Here is a 17,273-nt window from a genome sequence, read left to right as displayed (position 1 = left end):
CCGGGCATGGGACAGCCACTCGACCGCGACAGCGCCGAGGTCATCACCCTCCTGCGAGACGCGGTGACCATCAGCGGCCTTTCCCAAGCCGGTTTCGCCCGGGCACTGGGGACCTCGGCGCCGCGGCTCTCGACCTACCTCACCGGCGACACCCGACCCTTCGCCCAGTTCCTCATCCGCGCCCAGCGGCTCGGTCGTGCTCTCGGCGCCGCGAAAGCCCGTGGGTTGATGTCGGCGCCTGCCACCGCTGCTGCGATGCGGGGCTACTTCCTCGCCGGCGAAAGGGAGTGGATCTGGCGGATGCTCCTCCAGGGCCGCGACCACCTCAACGCGATCGTCGGCGAACAAGACGACACACTGCGCCAGATCCTCCTCGATTCATGGGCGGCCGAGCCCGCCTCGGTCGGATCGGCCGAGTGGGATGCATTGCTGGCTGCGGTCGTCGCTCACGAACTCGAGTCGGCAGGACTCGACGCGCCGGCCTGGTCGATCCGCTCATCGCTGCCCACGCCGTGGACACCCGAGCACCCGTTCCTCACCCCGGACCGGGTCCGCGCACAGACGCCTGACTGGCTGAGCCGCCGGAACATCTACGTCCCGGCGCGGGACCTGGTGACGGCGTGAACGCGCCAACCCCGGCCGCTCCTAGGCTCGATTAGGGCCCGCCGCGCGGATCAGTGGCTTCGGCGAATGACATTGGCCCGACTCCCCAGGAACTTGGACACTAGGTATCGGAGAGCGGTGAGGTCGAGGCGCGGCCGATGATCGCGTCCTTGAGTCTGATGAGAAACCCTCGTTCGTGCGGGTCCCGGGCCGTGCTGCGCTCGAGCTGGTTGCGGCGGCGTGCCTCCAGCTCCATTCGATGGCCGACGCGGGCGGCGGGTTCGTCGAACCCGCTGGCCAGGCCGGCGGCGATGGCCATGGCTGCCCAGTCGTTGCGGGCGGTCATGCGGACGGCTTCGGCAATGGTCTCGGTCGGTGGGTTCTCCGTCAGTTCGTCGATCACCATTCGCACGCCCCAGTAGATCCAGGTGGCGTGGCGCCATGCCTCGATGACGGCTTCCTCGCGATCCTCGGGTTCATCGGACAGTCCGCGTTCCAGCGATGCGATCAGGCGTGTGTGCCAACGTAGAAGGAGTGCGCTTGCAAGGTCCTCGATGCCGTCGAAGAAGTTGTCGATACCCTCGATGTCGGTAGGGATCTGCCCGTCTCGTCGGGCAAGCGTGGTGTCGATGACCGCGTGCAGGACGCTGGCGCGACTCGGTTTGGGCTCGGCCTTCATCGGTACCTCCTTCGCTGTCGTTGATTGGGTCCGTTACTGCACGGGAAGTGATGCGTAGCCGCGGATGGGGCCGGAGTGAAGTCGTTTGGCGGCGGGTAAATCGGCGAACCACTTGAAGGACGTGTGGTTGAGCAAGGCGTGAAGAGCGATCCGTGTCTCCATGCGGGCGAGGGCGGCTCCGAGGCAGAAGTGAGGTCCTCGCCCGAAGGCGACTTGGCGTCCCGGCTCGCGTTCGACCTGGAACTCGTCGGGGTTGGCGAACGCTCGATGATCACGGTTGGCGGAGCCGAAGAGGAGCAGGGCTGTCTGCCCGGAGTGGAGCGTCTCGCCGTGGAGGGTGATGTCACGGGTCAGGGTCCGCGAGAGTCCTTGAACGGGGGAGTCGTAGCGCAGCAGTTCTTCGATTGCCGAGGCCAGGACCGCAGGCTCGTGTGCCATCCGGGCTCGGTCCTGGGGACGGGTTGTGAGGATGGCCATGCTGTTGGCAAGGAGGTTCGTCGTGGTCTCGTGGCCGGCCACCAGGAGCAGCAGGCAGAACCCCAACACCTCGTCGTCAGTGAGTCTTTCGCCCTCGACCTCGGCATGGACCAGATCGGAGATCAGGTCTCTCCTGGGTGTGCGGCGTCTTTCGGCGAGGAAGCCGGCGAAGTACTCGTAGAGCGACGCGGCTGCGGCAAGACCATCGCGCGCTCCGTGGATCGGGTTCGCTTGCACGAGGGTCGATGACCATGCCCGGAACTGTTCGCGGTCGTCGGCGGGAACCCCGACCAGTTCGGCGATCACGATCGCAGGCAAGGGTCCCGCGAAATCGGAGACGAAGTCCCATGGGCCCGGGTTGATCTGCCCGAGAAGGTGGTCAGTGGTCTGCCGGATTGAGGTCTCCATCGAAGCAATGCGTCGCGGCGTGAAGGCCCGACTGACGAGGGCGCGCAGCTGGGCGTGCCGTGGTGGGTCGGTCATGATCAGCATCGGTAGGAAGAGGTCCGACTGATCGACGCCGGGTGGCGACGGGAAGATCCCCTTGGCCGAAGAGAAGGTCTCTGGAGCGGCGAGAGCCGCGGAGACGTCGTCGTAACGGCTCAGGACCCAAGTGTTGGCGTCCTCGGCCCAGTACGCCGGGGCCTCGTCTCGCAACTGCTCGTAGACCGGGTACGGGTCCTGTTGGACCTGTGGGTCGAACGGGTCGTAGATCCTGACGGGTTGGCTCATCCTGAGGTGTCCCTTCTGCTCTCGATCGGCGATCACGCGGACTCGCTGGCCTCACCAGTGCCGGGTCGCGTGGGCCACCAGTTGTGCTCCTCGAGCAGGGCGGCGCACGCGGGGACAACGAGGGTGCGGACAACGAATGTGTCGAGGAGGAGTCCGACTGCGACGGCGAATCCGGTTTGAGCCAGTCCGTGCACGGACGAGCCGATCAGCGCGACGAAGGCACTGGCGAAGATGACGCCGGCCGAGGTGATGACGGGGCCGGTGGCGGTGACGGCATCAGCAACGTCGCGTCGGCTGAGGCTCAGGCCTCCTTCTCGCATCCGGCTCATCAGCAGGATGTTGTAGTCGGCGCCGACGGCGACCAAGAGGACGAACGTGATGACGGGCACGTTGAACTCGATGTTCTGCCCCATGAGGTGTTGCCAGAACAAGGTGGTCAGGCCGAGTGCCGCGCCGCAGGACAAGATCACCGAGGCCAGCAGGTAGACGGGAGCGATCAGTGACCTGAGGGTGAGGATCAGGATGAGTAACACGATGAGAAGGACCAGTCCGACCACGAAACGGGTGTCGTGGTCGAGGTAGTCCTGGAGGTCTGCTCCCAGCCCGCCGGCTCCTGTCGCGAGCAGGTCGGCGTCAGCCAGGGTCGTGCCGCGGATGGCTCGTGCTGCGGCATCGCGGGTGACGGTGTAGCGGTCGACGCCATCGACGCTGAGCGGGTCGGTCTCGCCGCTGATCTGGATCCGGGCGACCCGACCGTCGGCGCTGAGGAACGTTGTGCGGGCCAGCGCGAAGTCCCGGTTCTCGAGCGCGCTGGCGGGGAGGTAGAACCCGCCGGCATCCGCAGTGTTGGCTTGTGCGCCCACGTCGGAGAGGTAGGTGCCTGCCTGGTCGAGTCCGTCGGTGAGTCGGGAGGTCTCGTCTGCGAGCTGATTGATGCCCGGGCTCAGCGCACTGGTTCCTGCGGCGAGCTCTTCGGTCCCTGTCGCGAGTTGGAGGAGCTTGGTCCGGAAGACCTTCTGCCCGTCGGCGAGTTGTCCGCTGCCCTTCTCTGCGCGGACCAGGCCGCCGTGGAGCTTGCGGAGTCCGTCGGCGAGGGTGCTTTGTCCATTCGCGATGCTCAGGGCGGCGTCAGCAGCTTCCTGGAGGCCGCCGAGGAGCTGTTCGTCCTGGGCATCGACGATCTGCTTGAGTCCCTTTCTCGCCTTATTGCAGACCGGGTCGACACCGCACAGGAGGTCCTTGGCAAGCGCCTGCTCGATCGCCTTGAGTCCCTCGACCCCGAGGGTGGCCTTGTCATGCGCGCTCTGAAGCCCACGGGCGAGCTGGAGTGCGCCCTCGGCGAGGTCGCCTGCGCCAGACGCAGCGGTATCGGTGTTGTCTGCGGCAGTCTCCAGCCCTTCGTTGAGTTCGGTCAGGCCGGTGACGAACTGGTCGACGCCGTCCACGGCCTGCACGCTGCCGTCGGCCAACTTGTTGGCGCCTCGGTCCAGCTCGGCGGCTCCGTCGCTGAGTTCGATCAGGCCGGGTTGTGCCTTGGTGAGCTTGCGGTCCGCCTTGTTCAACTGCTTTGCCAGGGTGGTGAGCTGCTTGCTGATCTGTGCTTGCGACAACGGCTCGCCGCTGGGCTGGGTGATGCTGCGTACCGAGGTCACCCCCGGGACCTTGGCGATGGCACGGCTCAGGGTGTTGAGGCTGGCCAGGTCCTTCGGGTTGCGCATGTCGCGTTGCGCCGTGACCAAGATGTAGTCGGGCAGAGTCTCGTTGGGTGCGAAGTGCTTGGTCAGTGCAGCGTTTCCGATGTTGCTCGGCGTGTCTGAGGGCTGAGCTGCCCGGGTGTTGAACGACAGCGTCATCGTGGGCAGGAACGCTGCCAGGATTCCCAGGAACAGGACACTGCCGACGAGCACCCGAGCGGGTCGTGCTGCGACGAGCGTGCCGACCCTGCTCCACAGGGACTCGGGGCGGATCGCCGGCGCAGGTCCGATCCGGGTGCCGGTCCAGGCAATGAGGACGGGAGTGAGGGTGAGGGTGGCCGCCAGGGACACTGCGACCGCGATCGCCATCCCCGGACCGGTGGTGGAGAAGATGCCGAGCTTGGCCGCGATCAACGTGCTCGCGCCCAGAATCACCGTGGCAGCGGAGGCGACCAGCGCGGTCCCGATCCGCGTCGTGGCCGTCTGGATCGCCGTCGCCACCTGGCCGGTGTCACGGTACTCGTCCCGGAACCGGCTGATCAGGAACACCGAGTAGTCAGTGCCAGCACCGAGCACGATGGCCATCACGAACGCCGAGGTGTACGACGACAGTGCGAGCCCCGACTCACCGAGGATCGACAGCACGCCCCGTGTGCAGACCAGGGCCACCCCGATAGTGACCAGCGGAATCAGCACGGTGACCAGTCGCCGATAGATCAGCGCCAGGATCAGCACCAGCAAGCCGACGCTGATGAGGTGGATCCTGTCCGAGGCCTCCTCGACCGCCGTGGTCAGGTCAGCCACCGTCGCCGGGTCGCCCGTGATGTGGACCTTCGTGCCCGGGGCAGTGCCCGCGTCATCGACGATGCCGCGTAGGAGCGCCACATCCTCGTTCGACCGAGGCGACCCGATAGGGGCCTTCAACCCGACTGGGATGTAGGTGGCGCGGCCGTCCTTGCTGGTCAACACAGTCCGCAACTGAGGTTGCTCCAGATAGTCCTGGACCTCGACCACCTCATCCGGATGGGCATCGAGCCCGGCCACGAGACGCCGATAGGTGGCCCCGTCGGCCTTGCTCAGCCCGTCGTCGTTGACCAGGACGATGAACGCGTAGGCCTCCGCCTTTCCCGTGCCGAACGCAGAACCCATCGCGTCCAGGCCACGCACGCTCGGCGCCCCGTCAGGCAGGAATGCGGTCGTGCCTCGTTCGACAACGTCTTCAAGGCTCGGCGGAACGACGACCAGAACTGCACTCAGTGCCAGCCAGATGGCGACAGTGAGCGCAGGGAACTTCAGGGCCGTGCTCGACAGCCACGTGACCGGGTTCCCGCGAACAGGCGCTGGCATGGGCCGATCTCCTTGGCATCTAATGTTGGAATCCGATTCCAACACAAAATTCTGCAAAAACATAGGATGATCGCGTCATGGGAGGACCGATGAAGCCACTGCCGGTACAACTAGCCAGCAAGATCTACGCAGCCTCGGAACTGATCGCGGAGCGAGGACTGGACGACACCAAGATCGAGGACATCGCAGAAGTCACCGGGATACCCGTCTCCACGCTCTACTACCACTTCAGAGGGAAGGCCGAAATTCTCGCGTTCCTGCTCAACGACCTGCTGACGGCCATCGCAGCTGAGGTCGGTGTCGCGGTCGAGAGTCAAGGGACCGCGCGGGAACGCCTGACGCGAGTGATCCGTGCCCAGCTGAGCGTGATGCTCCAGAACCCGGCTTCGTGCCGAGCCCTGGTCGGCGATCTCGGTCGCGCAACCCGCCTCCCTCAACTCGCCGGTGCCCTCAGTGCAGCCTTCTACCAACCCGTCGAACAGCTGCTCCGTGACGGCGCCGACGACGGTTCGCTGCTGCCGTCGGAGGACACGATGTCCGACGCGGTCATGATCTTCGGCGCGGTCACGGTCGCTGGGTTGATGGAGGCAGTGGTCGGAAGTCAACGGCCGATGGAAAGCATCGCCGACGCCGTAGCGCGACTCCTCTTCGACGGACTGGCGCCACGCACATTCGATGAGACCCACGCGTAATGGGTGAGAACACCTTCGACCACCTGCTCGCCGGATGGCGACAAGACCCAGACGTCTCCCGCGGAGTCGGGGCGACCCTGCCATCGCACCACAGCCACTGTCTCGGGTGCGGCGCGGAGAACCCACATGGCCACCACCTGGTCGTGACCCGCAACGCCCCCGACACGGTGGTTGCCACCCACACCTTTGACGCTCGCCACGTGGGTGCACCCGGCATCGCGCACGGTGGCGCAGTGGCCACTGTCTTCGACGATCTCTTCGGATTCCTGCTGTACTCCATCGGAGACCTCGCCGTTACCCGCAAGCTCGACGTCGAGTACCTGAGCCCGGTGCTGCTGGGCCTCGAATACACGCTTCAAGCCAGCATCGCGGAACGTGCTGGACGCAAGATTCACATGGCCGCCACCCTCCAGGCCTCCGACGGTGCCTTGGTCGCGAGGTCGGGTGCCCTCTTCGTCACCGTTGACTTCGAGCACTTCAAGGGTCCGGGACGACCGTCCTGACCGATGGCAGCGATCGGCACCGCCAACCGCAATGAACCGACCTTCCCCGCCGCTGCCGTGTTCGACATCAGCGTGCCCGTCCGGAAGGTCTCAGCTACCAACTGTGACTGGATTCTCGAAACTGCCTCGGAGACTGACCAGTCCACCTCTTGAAGGCGTGCGAGAAGTTGGTGAGGTCGCTGTACCCGAGCTCGACCGCGATCTCGCTGATCGACATGGATCGGTCGAGCAGGCGTAGCGTGGCGCGCTCCAGCAATGACGTCTCGAGCAGGTCGCGGAATGTGGTGCCCTCTTCCTGGAGGCGCCGCTTGAGGGTGCTGGCAGACATCGACAGCTCATCGGCGACCGTCTGGCACGTCTTCAGTTCAAGAGCCTCGTCCAGGGAGATCCGTACCCTGCTCGAGTAGGACGTCGGCCCGATCCTGTGCTCGAGGGACTCCCGGAGATCGGCAATCGCGAGGCGATATGCAACCGGGTCGGAGAACCGACAGACCTCATTCAGCGTCTCCGTGGGCACGTGGAGGAATGTCATCGGAGACTTGAAGACCAGGTGCCCGTCCAGTGAGGCTTCGTGCTGAGTCACGGACGCGGGCGCTGGCCAACTGGTGTGCAGTCTGACGGTCGACCCGTCGCCGACGAGCATCTGGATCAATCTCCGCAGTGCCGAGCCGCAGTAGGTAACGAGCAGACAATCCAGATCCGGATCGCCGATATGACCCGTGAGCCCGACTGTGAGGCCCTCGTCGTTCGGGTGGAACCGTGTGGTGACGGCTGTCGTGATCAAGGGCAGGTAGGTGAGAAGTTCCATGATCTCGGCCACGGATCCTGCGCTGATCAAGGGGAGACTCAAAGGGCCGAACGAGGTCAGTTGAGCCTGTTCTGCGAACGTGTGGCCGAGTTCGGTGGCGTGGTGGGCATCGAGCGTGGGGTAGACCTCCCGGAACCACCGCACTGGGATCTGCCCGTCGTGCTGCAGCAAGGTCGCCTCGGTGACGCCCTCACGGGCCATGATGGCGCGGAACCGTGCCACAGCGCCCGCTCCAAGTGCCTGGCTCTCGAGCAGCTGCGCGAATGCCGTGTAGGGCACTCCCGCTTCATTGAGGTTCATCGAACCCGCTTCCCTGAGCCGAACTCACAACTAACTGGCCCGGGCGAACATAGCCACGACCGGCGTCCGCGGCAAGAGTTGACCCAAGGCCTTGTGCCCTCCCTACGACGCATCAGGAGTTGATCATGGCAGTGGTGATGTTCGTGTCGCACGACGGCGAGACGCACACGGCGTCCTTGGACGCGGGGCAGTCGTTGATGCAGGTCGCGACCAACAACGCGGTGCCCGGCGTCGACGGCGACTGCGGTGGGGAAGCTGCCTGCGGAACCTGTCACGTCATTGTCGACCCTCAGTGGTCCGAGCGGGTCGGGCTCTCCGGCCCCGATGAGGAGCAGATGCTCGCGATGAACCCCGAGCGTGAACCGACCTCCCGACTGTCGTGCCAAATGGCGGTCTGTGACGCATGGGACGGGCTGACCGTCCGACTCCCCGAATTCCAGATGTGACCAGCGAGAACGGGCAGAAGTGATGAAAATTCCTGAGGCGGTCACCGCCAAGGTCCAGGCAACCATCCCGATGGAGCGGCAGATTCAGGGCGCACATCTCTACGACAAGACCAGGAGGTGGGTCACGGGGACCAATGGCAAGAAGATGTTTGTCGAGCGCCCCATCCCGCCGGTCGAGGAGATCGACCTCGCCGACATCGACATGAGCAATCCGTTCATGTACCGGCAGGGTCGCTGGAAGTCCTACTTCGAGCGTCTGCGCACCGAAGCCCCCGTGCACTACCAGCCCAACAGTCCCTTCGGCCCGTTCTGGTCTGTCACCCGGCACGCCGACATCATCGCGGTCGACAAGGACCATGACTCGTTCTCTGCCGAACCCCTGATCGTCATCGGCGTGCCACCACGGTTCCTCGACATCGAGATGTTCATCGCGATGGATCCGCCGCGGCACGACCTGCAGCGGCAGGCGGTCCAAGGCGTCGTCGCACCGAAGAATCTGCGCGAGATGGAGGGGCTCATCAGAGAGCGCGTTCGCGAGGTGCTGGACGAACTCCCGGTGGGTGAGCCGTTCAACTGGGTGCAGCGCGTCTCGGTCGAGTTGACTGCGCGCATGCTGGCCACGTTGCTGGACTTCCCCTACGAGCAGCGTGACAAGCTCGTCTACTGGTCAGATCTTGCGTCCTCGATGGAGCAAGCCAACGGTGGTCCCTCGGACAACGATGAGGTCTTCCGTGGCATGCGTGACATGGCGGGAGGTCTGAGCGCCCTCTGGCACGACAAGGCCGCCCGGACTGCTGCCGGGGAGGAACCCGGCTTCGACCTGATCACCATGTTGCAGAGCAACGAGAACACCAAGGACCTCATCGACCGCCCGATGGAGTTCCTCGGAAACCTGGTGTTGCTGATCGTCGGAGGCAACGACACGACCCGCAACTCGATGAGTGGTGGTGTCCTTGCGCTCAACCAGTTCCCGGATCAGTTCGAGAAGCTGAAGGCCAACCCTGACCTTATCCCCAACATGGTCTCGGAGGTCATCCGTTGGCAGACTCCGCTCGCCTACATGCGCCGGATCGCCAAGGTCGACACCATCCTGAACGGCCAGTTCATCCGTGAGGGCGACAAGGTCGTGATGTGGTACGCCTCGGGCAACCGCGACGCCGCCGTCTTCGATCGGCCTGATGAGCTGATCATCGACCGTGCCAACGCGCGCAACCACATCTCCTTCGGGTTCGGCGTCCACCGCTGCATGGGGAACCGGCTGGCCGAGCTGCAGTTGCGGGTCCTGTGGGAGGAATTGCTTCCGCGCTTCGAGGAGATCGAGGTGGTGGGCGAGCCGGAGTACGTGCAGTCAAACTTCGTACGTGGCATCAGTGAGTTGATGGTCCGTCTCACCCCGAAGGCCGGCGCATGACCGGGCAGCGAGCGGTGATCGTCGGCGCAAGCCATGCCGGCGCGCAGCTCGCGGCGAGTCTGCGCCAGGAGGGGTGGACCGGGGAGGTCGTCCTGGTGGGCGATGAGTCGGCGCTGCCCTACCAACGCCCGCCCCTGTCGAAGGCCCTGCTGGCGGGCAAGAGCACCCTTGAGGATCTGGCGATCCGTAGCGCAGCGTTCTACGCCAAGCAGGAGATCCAGCTTCTGGATGCAACGATCAAGTCGATCGACCGCACCGCTGGTCACCTGGTGCTGGGCAACGGCGAGTCGCTGGGCTACGACAAGCTTGCCCTGTGCACCGGTGCTCGGCCGCGACGACTTCTCGTGCCGGGCGCCCTACTTGGCGGTGTCTACTACCTGCGCACCGCCAAGGACGTCGAGCTGATCCGTGGAGCCGCCTCGCCCGGACGGCGAGCCGTCATCGTCGGTGGGGGCTACGTCGGGCTGGAGACAGCCGCGTCGTTGCGCGCGTTGGGGCTCGATGTCACGGTGCTCGAGGCGACCGGGCGTGTCCTCGAACGAGTGACGGCCCCCGAGGTCTCAGCATTCTTCGAGCGGATCCACCGAGATGCGGGCGTCTCCATTCGGACGAATGCACTTGTCGAGGCCATCGCCGGGGACACCCAGGTCCGCGAAGTGTTCCTGTCGAGCGGCGAATCAATTCCTGCTGACTTCGTCATCGTGGGCATCGGTGTTGAGCCGAACACCGAACTCGCCTCGGCATCAGGACTGGTTGTCGACAACGGCATCGCGATTGACGATCGAGCCCGCACGAGCGACCCCGGCATCGTTGCGGCCGGCGATTGCACGAGCCGCACCATGGCCAGTCACGGTCGTCGAGTTCGTCTCGAGTGCGTACCGAGCGCGGGGGAGCAAGCCAAGGTGGCCGCCGCCACCCTCTGCGGGAAGGCCAAAGAAATCACTGCGCTTCCGTGGTTCTGGTCAGATCAGTACGACGTCAAGCTCCAGATCGCCGGACTCAACACCGGCTACGACGAAGTCGTGCTCAGCGGTGATCCCCGTCAAGACCGCGACTTCACCTGCTTCTACCTCCGCCACGGTGTGCTGATCGCCGCGGACTGCGTGAACCGTCCCCGTGACTTCATGTTGACCAAGCGGCTCCTGGCGCAAGGTGCTCCGCTGCTGGGACGGGCGGAGCTGGTTGTCCCAGATCTGACCGACATACGCGGGTAGGCCGAGCGGCGTAGTACGCCTCCGTTGCTGACCACCGGGAACGCTCATAGACAGGACATCAAGTGACGAACCTCCTCCCACGAGCAATCACGAAGAGGCGCGACCGGCTCTCGTCGTTGCTCCTGGCGTCGCTACCGAGTAGATGGGACGCGGCCCTGCGCGAGGCCAGCGACCGGTGGCCGGTCCACGAGCTCGCCCCAGTTCCGGAAGGCTCCGGACTCAAGCCCGTCCGAGGGACCGCCGGACTCCCTCTCCTCGGACACACCGTCGACTACATCCGCTTCGGGTCGGACTTCACGCGTGCCCGATACAGGCGCTTCGGTCCGGTGTCCTGGATGGGGGCGTTCGGCACCAAGGTGGTGGCGGTGGCCGGCCCCGACGCCACACAAGAAGCACTGACCACCAAAGCGAGGTCCTTTTCCCAGGACGGTTGGACCTATCTCATCGACGCGTTCTTCCACCGTGGCCTGATGCTGATGAGCTTCGACGAACACAAGATGCATCGACGCATCATGCAGGAGGCGTTCACCCGTGACCGGCTTGCCGGATACGTCGACCAACTCGGACCGACCGTCGAGGCGAACATCCAAGGCTGGACCGCCGGCACGTCCAACCGGCTCTACCCCCTGCTCAAGAGCCTGACTCTCGACGTTGCCACGGACGTCTTCATGGCGGGGCGCGGCGGGAACCAGGACACCGATGCGATCAACGACGCCTTCGTGTCGACCGTACGGGCAGCCAGCTCGATCGTGCGGATACCGCTGCCCGGGACACGCTGGCGAGCTGGTGTGCGTGGGCGAGCGGTGCTGGAGGCCTACTTCGCACAACATCTGCCTGCTGCCCGCGAGGGTCAGGGCGGCGACCTGTTCGCGGGACTGTGCCATGCGCAGACCGCCGAAGGGGACGCCTTCACCGATGAGGACGTCATCAACCACATGATCTTCTTGATGATGGCCGCCCACGACACCTCGACCATCACCACTGCGGCGGCCGCCTACTTCCTCGCCAAGCACCCGGGGTGGCAGGAGCAGGCCAGGGCCGAGTCCGACCGACTCGGCGACCGGACCCCGAACATCGTCGACCTGGAGTCGCTGGCGACTCTCGATCTGGTGATCAAGGAAACGCTGCGCCTGGTGGCGCCAGTGCCGATCGTCATGCGCAAGACCGTCGAGGACGTCGAGATTGCCGGGAGCCACATTCCAGCAGACACGCTGGTTGCCATCGCTCCGGCCGCCAATCACTTCGACGAGACATGCTGGACCGACCCCGACAAATTCGACCCTGGACGCTTCAGTGAGCCGCGTCGGGAAGACCAGCACCACCGCTTCGGGTGGATCCCGTTCGGTGGCGGGGTGCACAAGTGCATTGGTCTCCACTTCGGGACCCTGGAGGTCAAGGCCATCCTGCACCAGATGCTGCGCACCTACAGCTGGACGGTCCCCGACGGCTACGAAGTCAGATGGGACAACACCTCACTACCGATTCCCGTCGACGGGTTGCCGATCACCCTGGAGCGCCGATGAGTCAGATCCTTGCGTCCCACCTGGAGCCGACGGAATTTCTCGACTTCGAGCACGAGGACGTCCGCGACTTCACCGCGGCCACGGTCGGTGACGCGAGGACCGACACCGAGAAAGCGAGACGACTGTTCGCCGCCGTCCGCGACCGGGTCTGGTACGACCCCTACACGGTGTCGGCCGACCCTGCGCACTACCGCGCGAGCTTCGTGCTCCAGGCCGGTCGCGCCTACTGCGTCCCGAAAGCCGTGCTGCTCACTGCGGTGTGCCGCGCGGCAGGCATTCCGGCGCGTTTGGGTTTCGCCGATGTCCGCAACCATCTGCAAACCCAGACCCTGCGAACACTCATGGGCGGCACGGACCTGTTCGTTTACCACGGATACAGCAGTCTCCACATCGACGGCAGGTGGCTCAAGGCGACGCCGGCGTTCAACGTCGAGCTGTGTGCTCGTTTCGGTGTTCCTCCGGTGGAGTTCGACGGTGAGCACCACGCACTCATGCACGCCTTCACGGCAGACGGAATCCAGCACATGGAGTACGTCCACGAGCGTGGCCTCTTCGACGACCTGCCCTTGGCCGAGATCCTGAGCGAGCTTCGCCACACCTATGGCTCGATGGTGGATTCCTCCGCGCCTGCGGTTGACGACGCTTTCACCATCAAGTCGACGAGCCAGATCCAAACTGACGCTTCACCCGGGTCTGCGCACCCACAGGAGGACCGATGAGCCCAACAACCACAGCGACCATGCTTGAGGTGCGCAACCCAGCCGACGGCCGGTTGGTGGAGACCATCTCCGTAGATGATCGTGACGCCGTGACGCGCATCGCTACCGAGCTTCGCCTCGCCCAAGTTACCTGGGCCGAGGATGGTCCACGGCAGCGTTCACAATGGTTGCACCAGTGGCGGGACTGGATCCTTGCTCATACCGACGAGCTCACCGACCTGCTTCAGGCCGAGACCGGCAAGGTGCGTCCTGACGCCCTCGTGGAGACGACCGCGTCCTGCGAATTCATCACCTACTACGCCAACCACGCCGAGGACTTTCTCGCCGACGAAAGGGTCAGGTCCGCGGGACTGCTGAGCCTGCCGAAGCGACTTTCCAAGACCTACCGGCCCCATCCTCTCGTCGGCCTGATCACCCCCTGGAACTTCCCGATCACTCTCTTTCTCATGGACGCAGCTCCCGCGCTGGCTGCCGGGTGCGCGGTCCTGGTGAAGTCCTCGGAAGAGACACCACTGACCTGCGCACGGGTCATCGAAGGCTGGCACGAGATCGGCGCCCCGCCCGTTCTGGCACATGTCACGGGGGCCAGCGACACTGGCTCCGCCGTCGTGGATGCCGCTGACTTCGTCCAGTTCACAGGCTCGACAGTGACAGGGCGTGCGGTCGCACTTCGTTGCGCTGAGCAGTTGAAGCCGGTGAGTCTCGAACTTGGCGGCAAGGATCCAGCAATCGTCCTGGAAGACGCCGACCTCGCCCGTGCGGCCGAGGGCATCGCCTGGGGTGGCTTGTTCAATGCAGGGCAGGTCTGCATTTCCGTCGAGCGCGTCTATGTGGTTGCCCAGGTGTACGAGGAGTTCGTGGCTCGGCTGACCGAGCGCGTGCAGTCGCTGACCCAGGGGGTGGGCGCGCGCGACGATGTCGGTGCCATGGTCACCGCAAGGCAGGTCGAGATCACCGATCGCCACGTCAGCGAGGCGGTAGCGTCCGGCGCGAACGCAGTGGCCGGCGGACGACGAGGCGAGGCCGGGAACTACTACTTGCCCACAGTCCTGATCGATGTCGATCACACGATGGCGTGCATGACCGAAGAGACCTTCGGCCCCACGATCCCCGTGATGCGCGTCGCCGACGAAGACGAAGCCATCCGACTGGCCAACGATTCGCCGTACGGATTGTCGGCCACGGTCTGGACTCGTGACCACGCTCGGGCCCAGCGCATCGCACGACGCCTGGATGCTGGAGCGGTCAACATCAACGACGTCTTCAGCAACCTGTTCGCGATGACGCTGCCGCACAGCGGGTGGAAGTCGTCGGGGACGGGCGCGCGGCTCGGGGGAGCCGACGGGCTCCACAAGTACTGCCGGGTGCAAGCGGTGACCGAGCCGCGATTCCCCGTCTTGACACGAGAACTCACGTGGTACCCGTACTCCGCCCGGCGTACGGCCATCGCCCGAAGAGTGTTGCGCACGGTAGCCGGTCGCGGCTTGCGTCAACGCCTGGGCCTGCACCAGGAGCACATCAGATGACTCGCCCCACACTCTTTCCCGCCAAGACGATCGCGATCACCGGCGGAGCCCGCGGTATCGGTTACCAGACGGCCAAGGAACTGATCGGACGCGGCCACCGCGTCGCCATCGGCGACATCGACGAGGCCCGTGCCAAGGAGGCCGCTGATGAGCTCGGCATCTCCTCCGTCGCCCGACTCGACGTAACCGATCCCGACTCCTTTCGGGCCTTCCTCAACATGGTCGAGACGCAACTCGGTCCCATCGACGTGCTGATCAACAACGCGGGCATCATGCCCACCGGGCACGTGCACGAGGAGGAGGACACCGTGACCCGGCGGCAGGTGGAGATCAACGTCCTTGGCGTGATCTTCGGAACCAAGCTGGCCCTCCAGCGGATGTTGCCGCGGCGCGCCGGGCACATCATCAACACTGCGTCGTTGGCCGGCGAGCTCTCCGTGCCCGGCTTGGCCACCTACTGCGGCACGAAGTTCGCCGTCATCGGGTTCACTGAGGCGGCCCGCCAGGAGTACCGCAAGTCCGGAGTCTGCCTGTCAACCGTTCGGCCCACCTTCACCAACACCGAACTGGTCGCTGGAACGTCCGGGGCGAAGGGTCTGCGTAACGCCGAGCCGCAGGAGATCGCGCGGGCGACGGCCGATCTGATCGAGCAACCCCGTCCGTTCGTACGCGTCACCCGCGTTGCCGGCGGCATGGTCGCAGCAATGAAGTTCGTGCCCGGACGACTTGCCACCGCGCTCGGCTCCGCCCTTGGCACGGACTCGGTATTCCTCGACGACGTCGACATGGGGGCCCGCCAGGCCTACCTGGAGCGAATCCGGAACAGCTAACCCCCGCATCTCTGAACCAACCGGCAAATACGAGAAGGACGTCCCGTGCCCCGAAGAACCCTGATCCAGAACTACCCCCACCGAATGGGAGGGCACTGCGGTTCGGGTGCGATGCGCGACCTGCTGCACTGGAACGGCTTGGGATGGGACGGACCGCCCGATGAGGGTCTGGTGTTCGCGCTCGGCGGCGCCCTGGGGCTGTCCTACCTCCGATCGACCGACCTCTTTCCCCCGCTGTATCTGGTCGGGCGCGGCGCCGAGTTCGAAGTAGATCTACCGCTACGTCTGGGTGGGCAGGTGCAGGTCCTCACCACCGATGATCCCGAGGAGGGGTGGTCGTGGGTCCGAGACGAGCTCGACGCCGGACGACCCAGCCTTGTGTGGGGCGACATCGCGGAACTGCCGTACCTGCGGGTCCAACTGCAGATGAGCCGCCACGACATCGTGGTGATCGGCTACGACGAGGAGAGGGAGCTCGCCTTCGTCGTGGACAACGACCGCGCAGACGTCCAGGAAGTTCCGCTCGAAGCGTTGGCCCGGGCACGGTCCTCCACGGCGTTCCCGCAACCCACCCGCCATTGCACTTACCGCATCACCTGGCCCCGCTCGCTTCCCGCCCTCGAGGAAGTCGCCGCAGGGGCGTTCAGGCAATCCGCCGCCAACATGCGTGAACCATCGCCCCACAGCATCGCCGATCCGACGACGGCGGCCCTCGGTACTGAAGGCCTGGAGGCCGTTGATCTGTTCGCCGCAGACGTCGCGACCTGGGCAGAACTCCCGGACGACGAACTCGGAATACTTCTGTTCAGCGTTGGCGCGTTCATTGAAAAGGCAGGAACCGGCGGCGGTCTGTTCCGCCGTCTGGTCGCCGACGGCTGCGCAGAGGTCGCACGGCTGACCGGCGACGCCGCGACCACAGACCTTGCGACCAAAGCCGCCCGCTGTGCGCAGACCTGGACCGACGCCGCGCGCGCCGCGGCCAAACGCGACGCCGAACCACGCTCTCGGATCGAGCAACTGGTCCTGATCGCTGGTCGTCTACCAGAGCTGGAGTTGCATCTGGTCGAGTCCTTGGAGGCTGCTGCCAGGTCGTTGGCTGGTGATCACTGATCGACTCCTGCCGTCACGATGACCGATCGCATCAAGAGCGATATCAAGTCCGTGGAGAAGAAAGAGCGACGCACATGGCGACACTGGGGGACCACGACTACGACTACGCATCTGTTGTCCGGCACGAAGAGCTCGACTACCGCGATGGGGGTCTGATCGCTGGATGGGCGGCGCATCTCGCCGGTCAGGTCACTGTGGAGGTCGGCCAGGTGCTGCCGCCACATTCCCCGCACTGCGCGGGGTGCGGGCCAGACAATTCCGCCGGTCTGCACCTTCGCGCGGTTCGCACCGCCTCAGGCGTTGAAGCGGTGCACTCGTTCGACGAGGCCCAGGTCGGCGCTCCCGGCATCGCTCACGGTGGAGCTGTGGCCCTCGCCTTCGACGACCTTTTCGGCTTCTCGCTCTACACCGTCGGAGCACTGGCTGTCACGCGCAGTCTCACCGTCGAATATCACGCGCCGTTCCTACTGCACCATCCCTACACATTCCGGGTACAGGTCACGAATCGCACAGGACGCCGGCTCCTGCTGCACGCTGAGGCGTCTGATGCAACCGGCAAGAAGACCGGATCAGCCGACGCCACCTTCGTGGTGGTCGATCCCGGTCACTTCGCCGCCGGCGCCGAACAAGAGCAGAGCCAAGGACAATGACCTCCGCAG

At 65.2% G+C, this 17,273-nt stretch carries 16 protein-coding genes; 12 read left to right on the top strand and 4 right to left on the bottom strand.

Annotated elements, in window-relative coordinates; genetic code table 11:
- Window positions 1–6 precede the first annotated feature (6 nt).
- Window positions 7–624: a helix-turn-helix domain-containing protein gene (locus ASE01_RS20495; protein ID WP_056756837.1), complete on the top strand. Its 618-nt coding sequence runs from the start codon at window positions 7–9 to the stop codon at window positions 622–624.
- A gap of 100 nt (window positions 625–724) precedes the next feature.
- Here ASE01_RS20495 and ASE01_RS20490 read toward each other — a convergent pair whose 3' ends face one another.
- The 3 genes from ASE01_RS20490 to ASE01_RS20480 are packed head-to-tail and all read right to left on the bottom strand — an operon-like array spanning window position 725 to window position 5,532.
- Window positions 725–1,282 carry a hypothetical protein gene (locus ASE01_RS20490; RefSeq protein WP_056756832.1) on the bottom strand — a complete coding sequence of 186 codons (558 nt, stop codon included), beginning with the start codon at window positions 1,280–1,282 and terminating at the stop codon, window positions 725–727.
- A 33-nt stretch (window positions 1,283–1,315) separates the two neighbouring features.
- Window positions 1,316–2,527 (bottom strand): cytochrome P450, encoded by a 1,212-nt coding sequence (locus tag ASE01_RS20485; RefSeq protein ID WP_235536121.1) that lies wholly within the window; start codon window positions 2,525–2,527, stop codon window positions 1,316–1,318.
- The gene (locus ASE01_RS20480) at window positions 2,524–5,532 is read right to left on the bottom strand and encodes an MMPL family transporter (RefSeq protein ID WP_161605253.1); all 3,009 of its coding nucleotides are present in this window, start codon (window positions 5,530–5,532) and stop codon (window positions 2,524–2,526) included. Before ASE01_RS20480 ends, ASE01_RS20485 begins: the two co-directional genes overlap by 4 nt.
- An 89-nt stretch (window positions 5,533–5,621) precedes the next feature.
- Between ASE01_RS20480 and ASE01_RS20475 the strand changes: the two genes are divergently transcribed.
- Window positions 5,622–6,224 (top strand): TetR/AcrR family transcriptional regulator, encoded by a 603-nt coding sequence (locus ASE01_RS20475; protein WP_056757058.1) that lies wholly within the window; start codon window positions 5,622–5,624, stop codon window positions 6,222–6,224.
- A gap of 143 nt (window positions 6,225–6,367) precedes the next feature.
- Window positions 6,368–6,727, top strand: a complete 360-nt coding sequence (locus ASE01_RS20470) for a PaaI family thioesterase (protein ID WP_235536120.1) — start codon at window positions 6,368–6,370, stop codon at window positions 6,725–6,727.
- Between the two features lie 94 nt (window positions 6,728–6,821).
- On the opposite strand, the gene ASE01_RS20465 is transcribed toward ASE01_RS20470, so the two are convergent.
- Window positions 6,822–7,835: a helix-turn-helix transcriptional regulator gene (locus ASE01_RS20465; RefSeq protein ID WP_056756829.1), complete on the bottom strand. Its 1,014-nt coding sequence runs from the start codon at window positions 7,833–7,835 to the stop codon at window positions 6,822–6,824.
- 125 nt (window positions 7,836–7,960) lie between these two features.
- On the opposite strand from ASE01_RS20465, the gene ASE01_RS20460 reads away from it, so the two are divergent.
- The 9 genes from ASE01_RS20460 (at window position 7,961) to ASE01_RS20420 (ending at window position 17,264) form a co-directional block, all read left to right on the top strand.
- Window positions 7,961–8,281, top strand: coding sequence for a 2Fe-2S iron-sulfur cluster-binding protein (locus ASE01_RS20460; RefSeq protein ID WP_056756828.1), 321 nt, complete (start codon window positions 7,961–7,963; stop codon window positions 8,279–8,281).
- 22 nt (window positions 8,282–8,303) lie between these two features.
- Entirely contained in the window at window positions 8,304–9,692 is a 1,389-nt protein-coding gene (locus tag ASE01_RS20455; protein WP_056756827.1) for a cytochrome P450, read from the top strand.
- Complete coding sequence (locus tag ASE01_RS20450) at window positions 9,689–10,906, top strand: NAD(P)/FAD-dependent oxidoreductase (protein ID WP_056756823.1); 1,218 nt, start codon at window positions 9,689–9,691, stop codon at window positions 10,904–10,906. The genes ASE01_RS20455 and ASE01_RS20450 overlap by 4 nt, the downstream gene beginning before the upstream one ends.
- Before the next feature lie 122 nt (window positions 10,907–11,028).
- Entirely contained in the window at window positions 11,029–12,429 is a 1,401-nt protein-coding gene (locus tag ASE01_RS20445; RefSeq protein ID WP_374587354.1) for a cytochrome P450, read from the top strand.
- Window positions 12,426–13,148 carry a transglutaminase-like domain-containing protein gene (locus tag ASE01_RS20440; protein ID WP_056756807.1) on the top strand — a complete coding sequence of 241 codons (723 nt, stop codon included), beginning with the start codon at window positions 12,426–12,428 and terminating at the stop codon, window positions 13,146–13,148. Before ASE01_RS20445 ends, ASE01_RS20440 begins: the two co-directional genes overlap by 4 nt.
- Window positions 13,145–14,674, top strand: a complete 1,530-nt coding sequence (locus ASE01_RS20435) for an aldehyde dehydrogenase family protein (protein WP_056756804.1) — start codon at window positions 13,145–13,147, stop codon at window positions 14,672–14,674. Before ASE01_RS20440 ends, ASE01_RS20435 begins: the two co-directional genes overlap by 4 nt.
- Window positions 14,671–15,504, top strand: a complete 834-nt coding sequence (locus ASE01_RS20430) for an SDR family oxidoreductase (protein ID WP_056756798.1) — start codon at window positions 14,671–14,673, stop codon at window positions 15,502–15,504. The genes ASE01_RS20435 and ASE01_RS20430 overlap by 4 nt, the downstream gene beginning before the upstream one ends.
- Window positions 15,505–15,588: 84 nt before the next feature.
- Window positions 15,589–16,614, top strand: coding sequence for a BtrH N-terminal domain-containing protein (locus ASE01_RS20425; protein WP_200958932.1), 1,026 nt, complete (start codon window positions 15,589–15,591; stop codon window positions 16,612–16,614).
- A gap of 74 nt (window positions 16,615–16,688) precedes the next feature.
- Window positions 16,689–17,264 (top strand): PaaI family thioesterase, encoded by a 576-nt coding sequence (locus ASE01_RS20420; protein ID WP_082606256.1) that lies wholly within the window; start codon window positions 16,689–16,691, stop codon window positions 17,262–17,264.
- The last annotated feature ends 9 nt before the right edge of the window (window positions 17,265–17,273 follow it).

The organism is Nocardioides sp. Root190, from assembly GCF_001428565.1.
Taxonomy (GTDB): Bacteria; Actinomycetota; Actinomycetes; order Propionibacteriales; family Nocardioidaceae; genus Nocardioides.
The sequence above is the reverse complement of the archived record's forward strand: the minus strand, read 5'-3'. Positions and strand labels throughout refer to the sequence as shown.

Coding starts and splice junctions, on each gene's coding strand:
- ASE01_RS20495 (WP_056756837.1), top strand. CDS start 7: ATGGGACAGCCACTCGACCGCGACAGCGCCGAGGTCATCACCCTCCTG.
- ASE01_RS20490 (WP_056756832.1), bottom strand. CDS start 1,282: ATGAAGGCCGAGCCCAAACCGAGTCGCGCCAGCGTCCTGCACGCGGTC.
- ASE01_RS20480 (WP_161605253.1), bottom strand. CDS start 5,532: ATGCCAGCGCCTGTTCGCGGGAACCCGGTCACGTGGCTGTCGAGCACG.
- ASE01_RS20475 (WP_056757058.1), top strand. CDS start 5,622: ATGAAGCCACTGCCGGTACAACTAGCCAGCAAGATCTACGCAGCCTCG.
- ASE01_RS20465 (WP_056756829.1), bottom strand. CDS start 7,835: ATGAACCTCAATGAAGCGGGAGTGCCCTACACGGCATTCGCGCAGCTG.
- ASE01_RS20460 (WP_056756828.1), top strand. CDS start 7,961: ATGGCAGTGGTGATGTTCGTGTCGCACGACGGCGAGACGCACACGGCG.
- ASE01_RS20455 (WP_056756827.1), top strand. CDS start 8,304: ATGAAAATTCCTGAGGCGGTCACCGCCAAGGTCCAGGCAACCATCCCG.
- ASE01_RS20450 (WP_056756823.1), top strand. CDS start 9,689: ATGACCGGGCAGCGAGCGGTGATCGTCGGCGCAAGCCATGCCGGCGCG.
- ASE01_RS20440 (WP_056756807.1), top strand. CDS start 12,426: ATGAGTCAGATCCTTGCGTCCCACCTGGAGCCGACGGAATTTCTCGAC.
- ASE01_RS20435 (WP_056756804.1), top strand. CDS start 13,145: ATGAGCCCAACAACCACAGCGACCATGCTTGAGGTGCGCAACCCAGCC.
- ASE01_RS20430 (WP_056756798.1), top strand. CDS start 14,671: ATGACTCGCCCCACACTCTTTCCCGCCAAGACGATCGCGATCACCGGC.
- ASE01_RS20425 (WP_200958932.1), top strand. CDS start 15,589: ATGGGAGGGCACTGCGGTTCGGGTGCGATGCGCGACCTGCTGCACTGG.
- ASE01_RS20420 (WP_082606256.1), top strand. CDS start 16,689: ATGGCGACACTGGGGGACCACGACTACGACTACGCATCTGTTGTCCGG.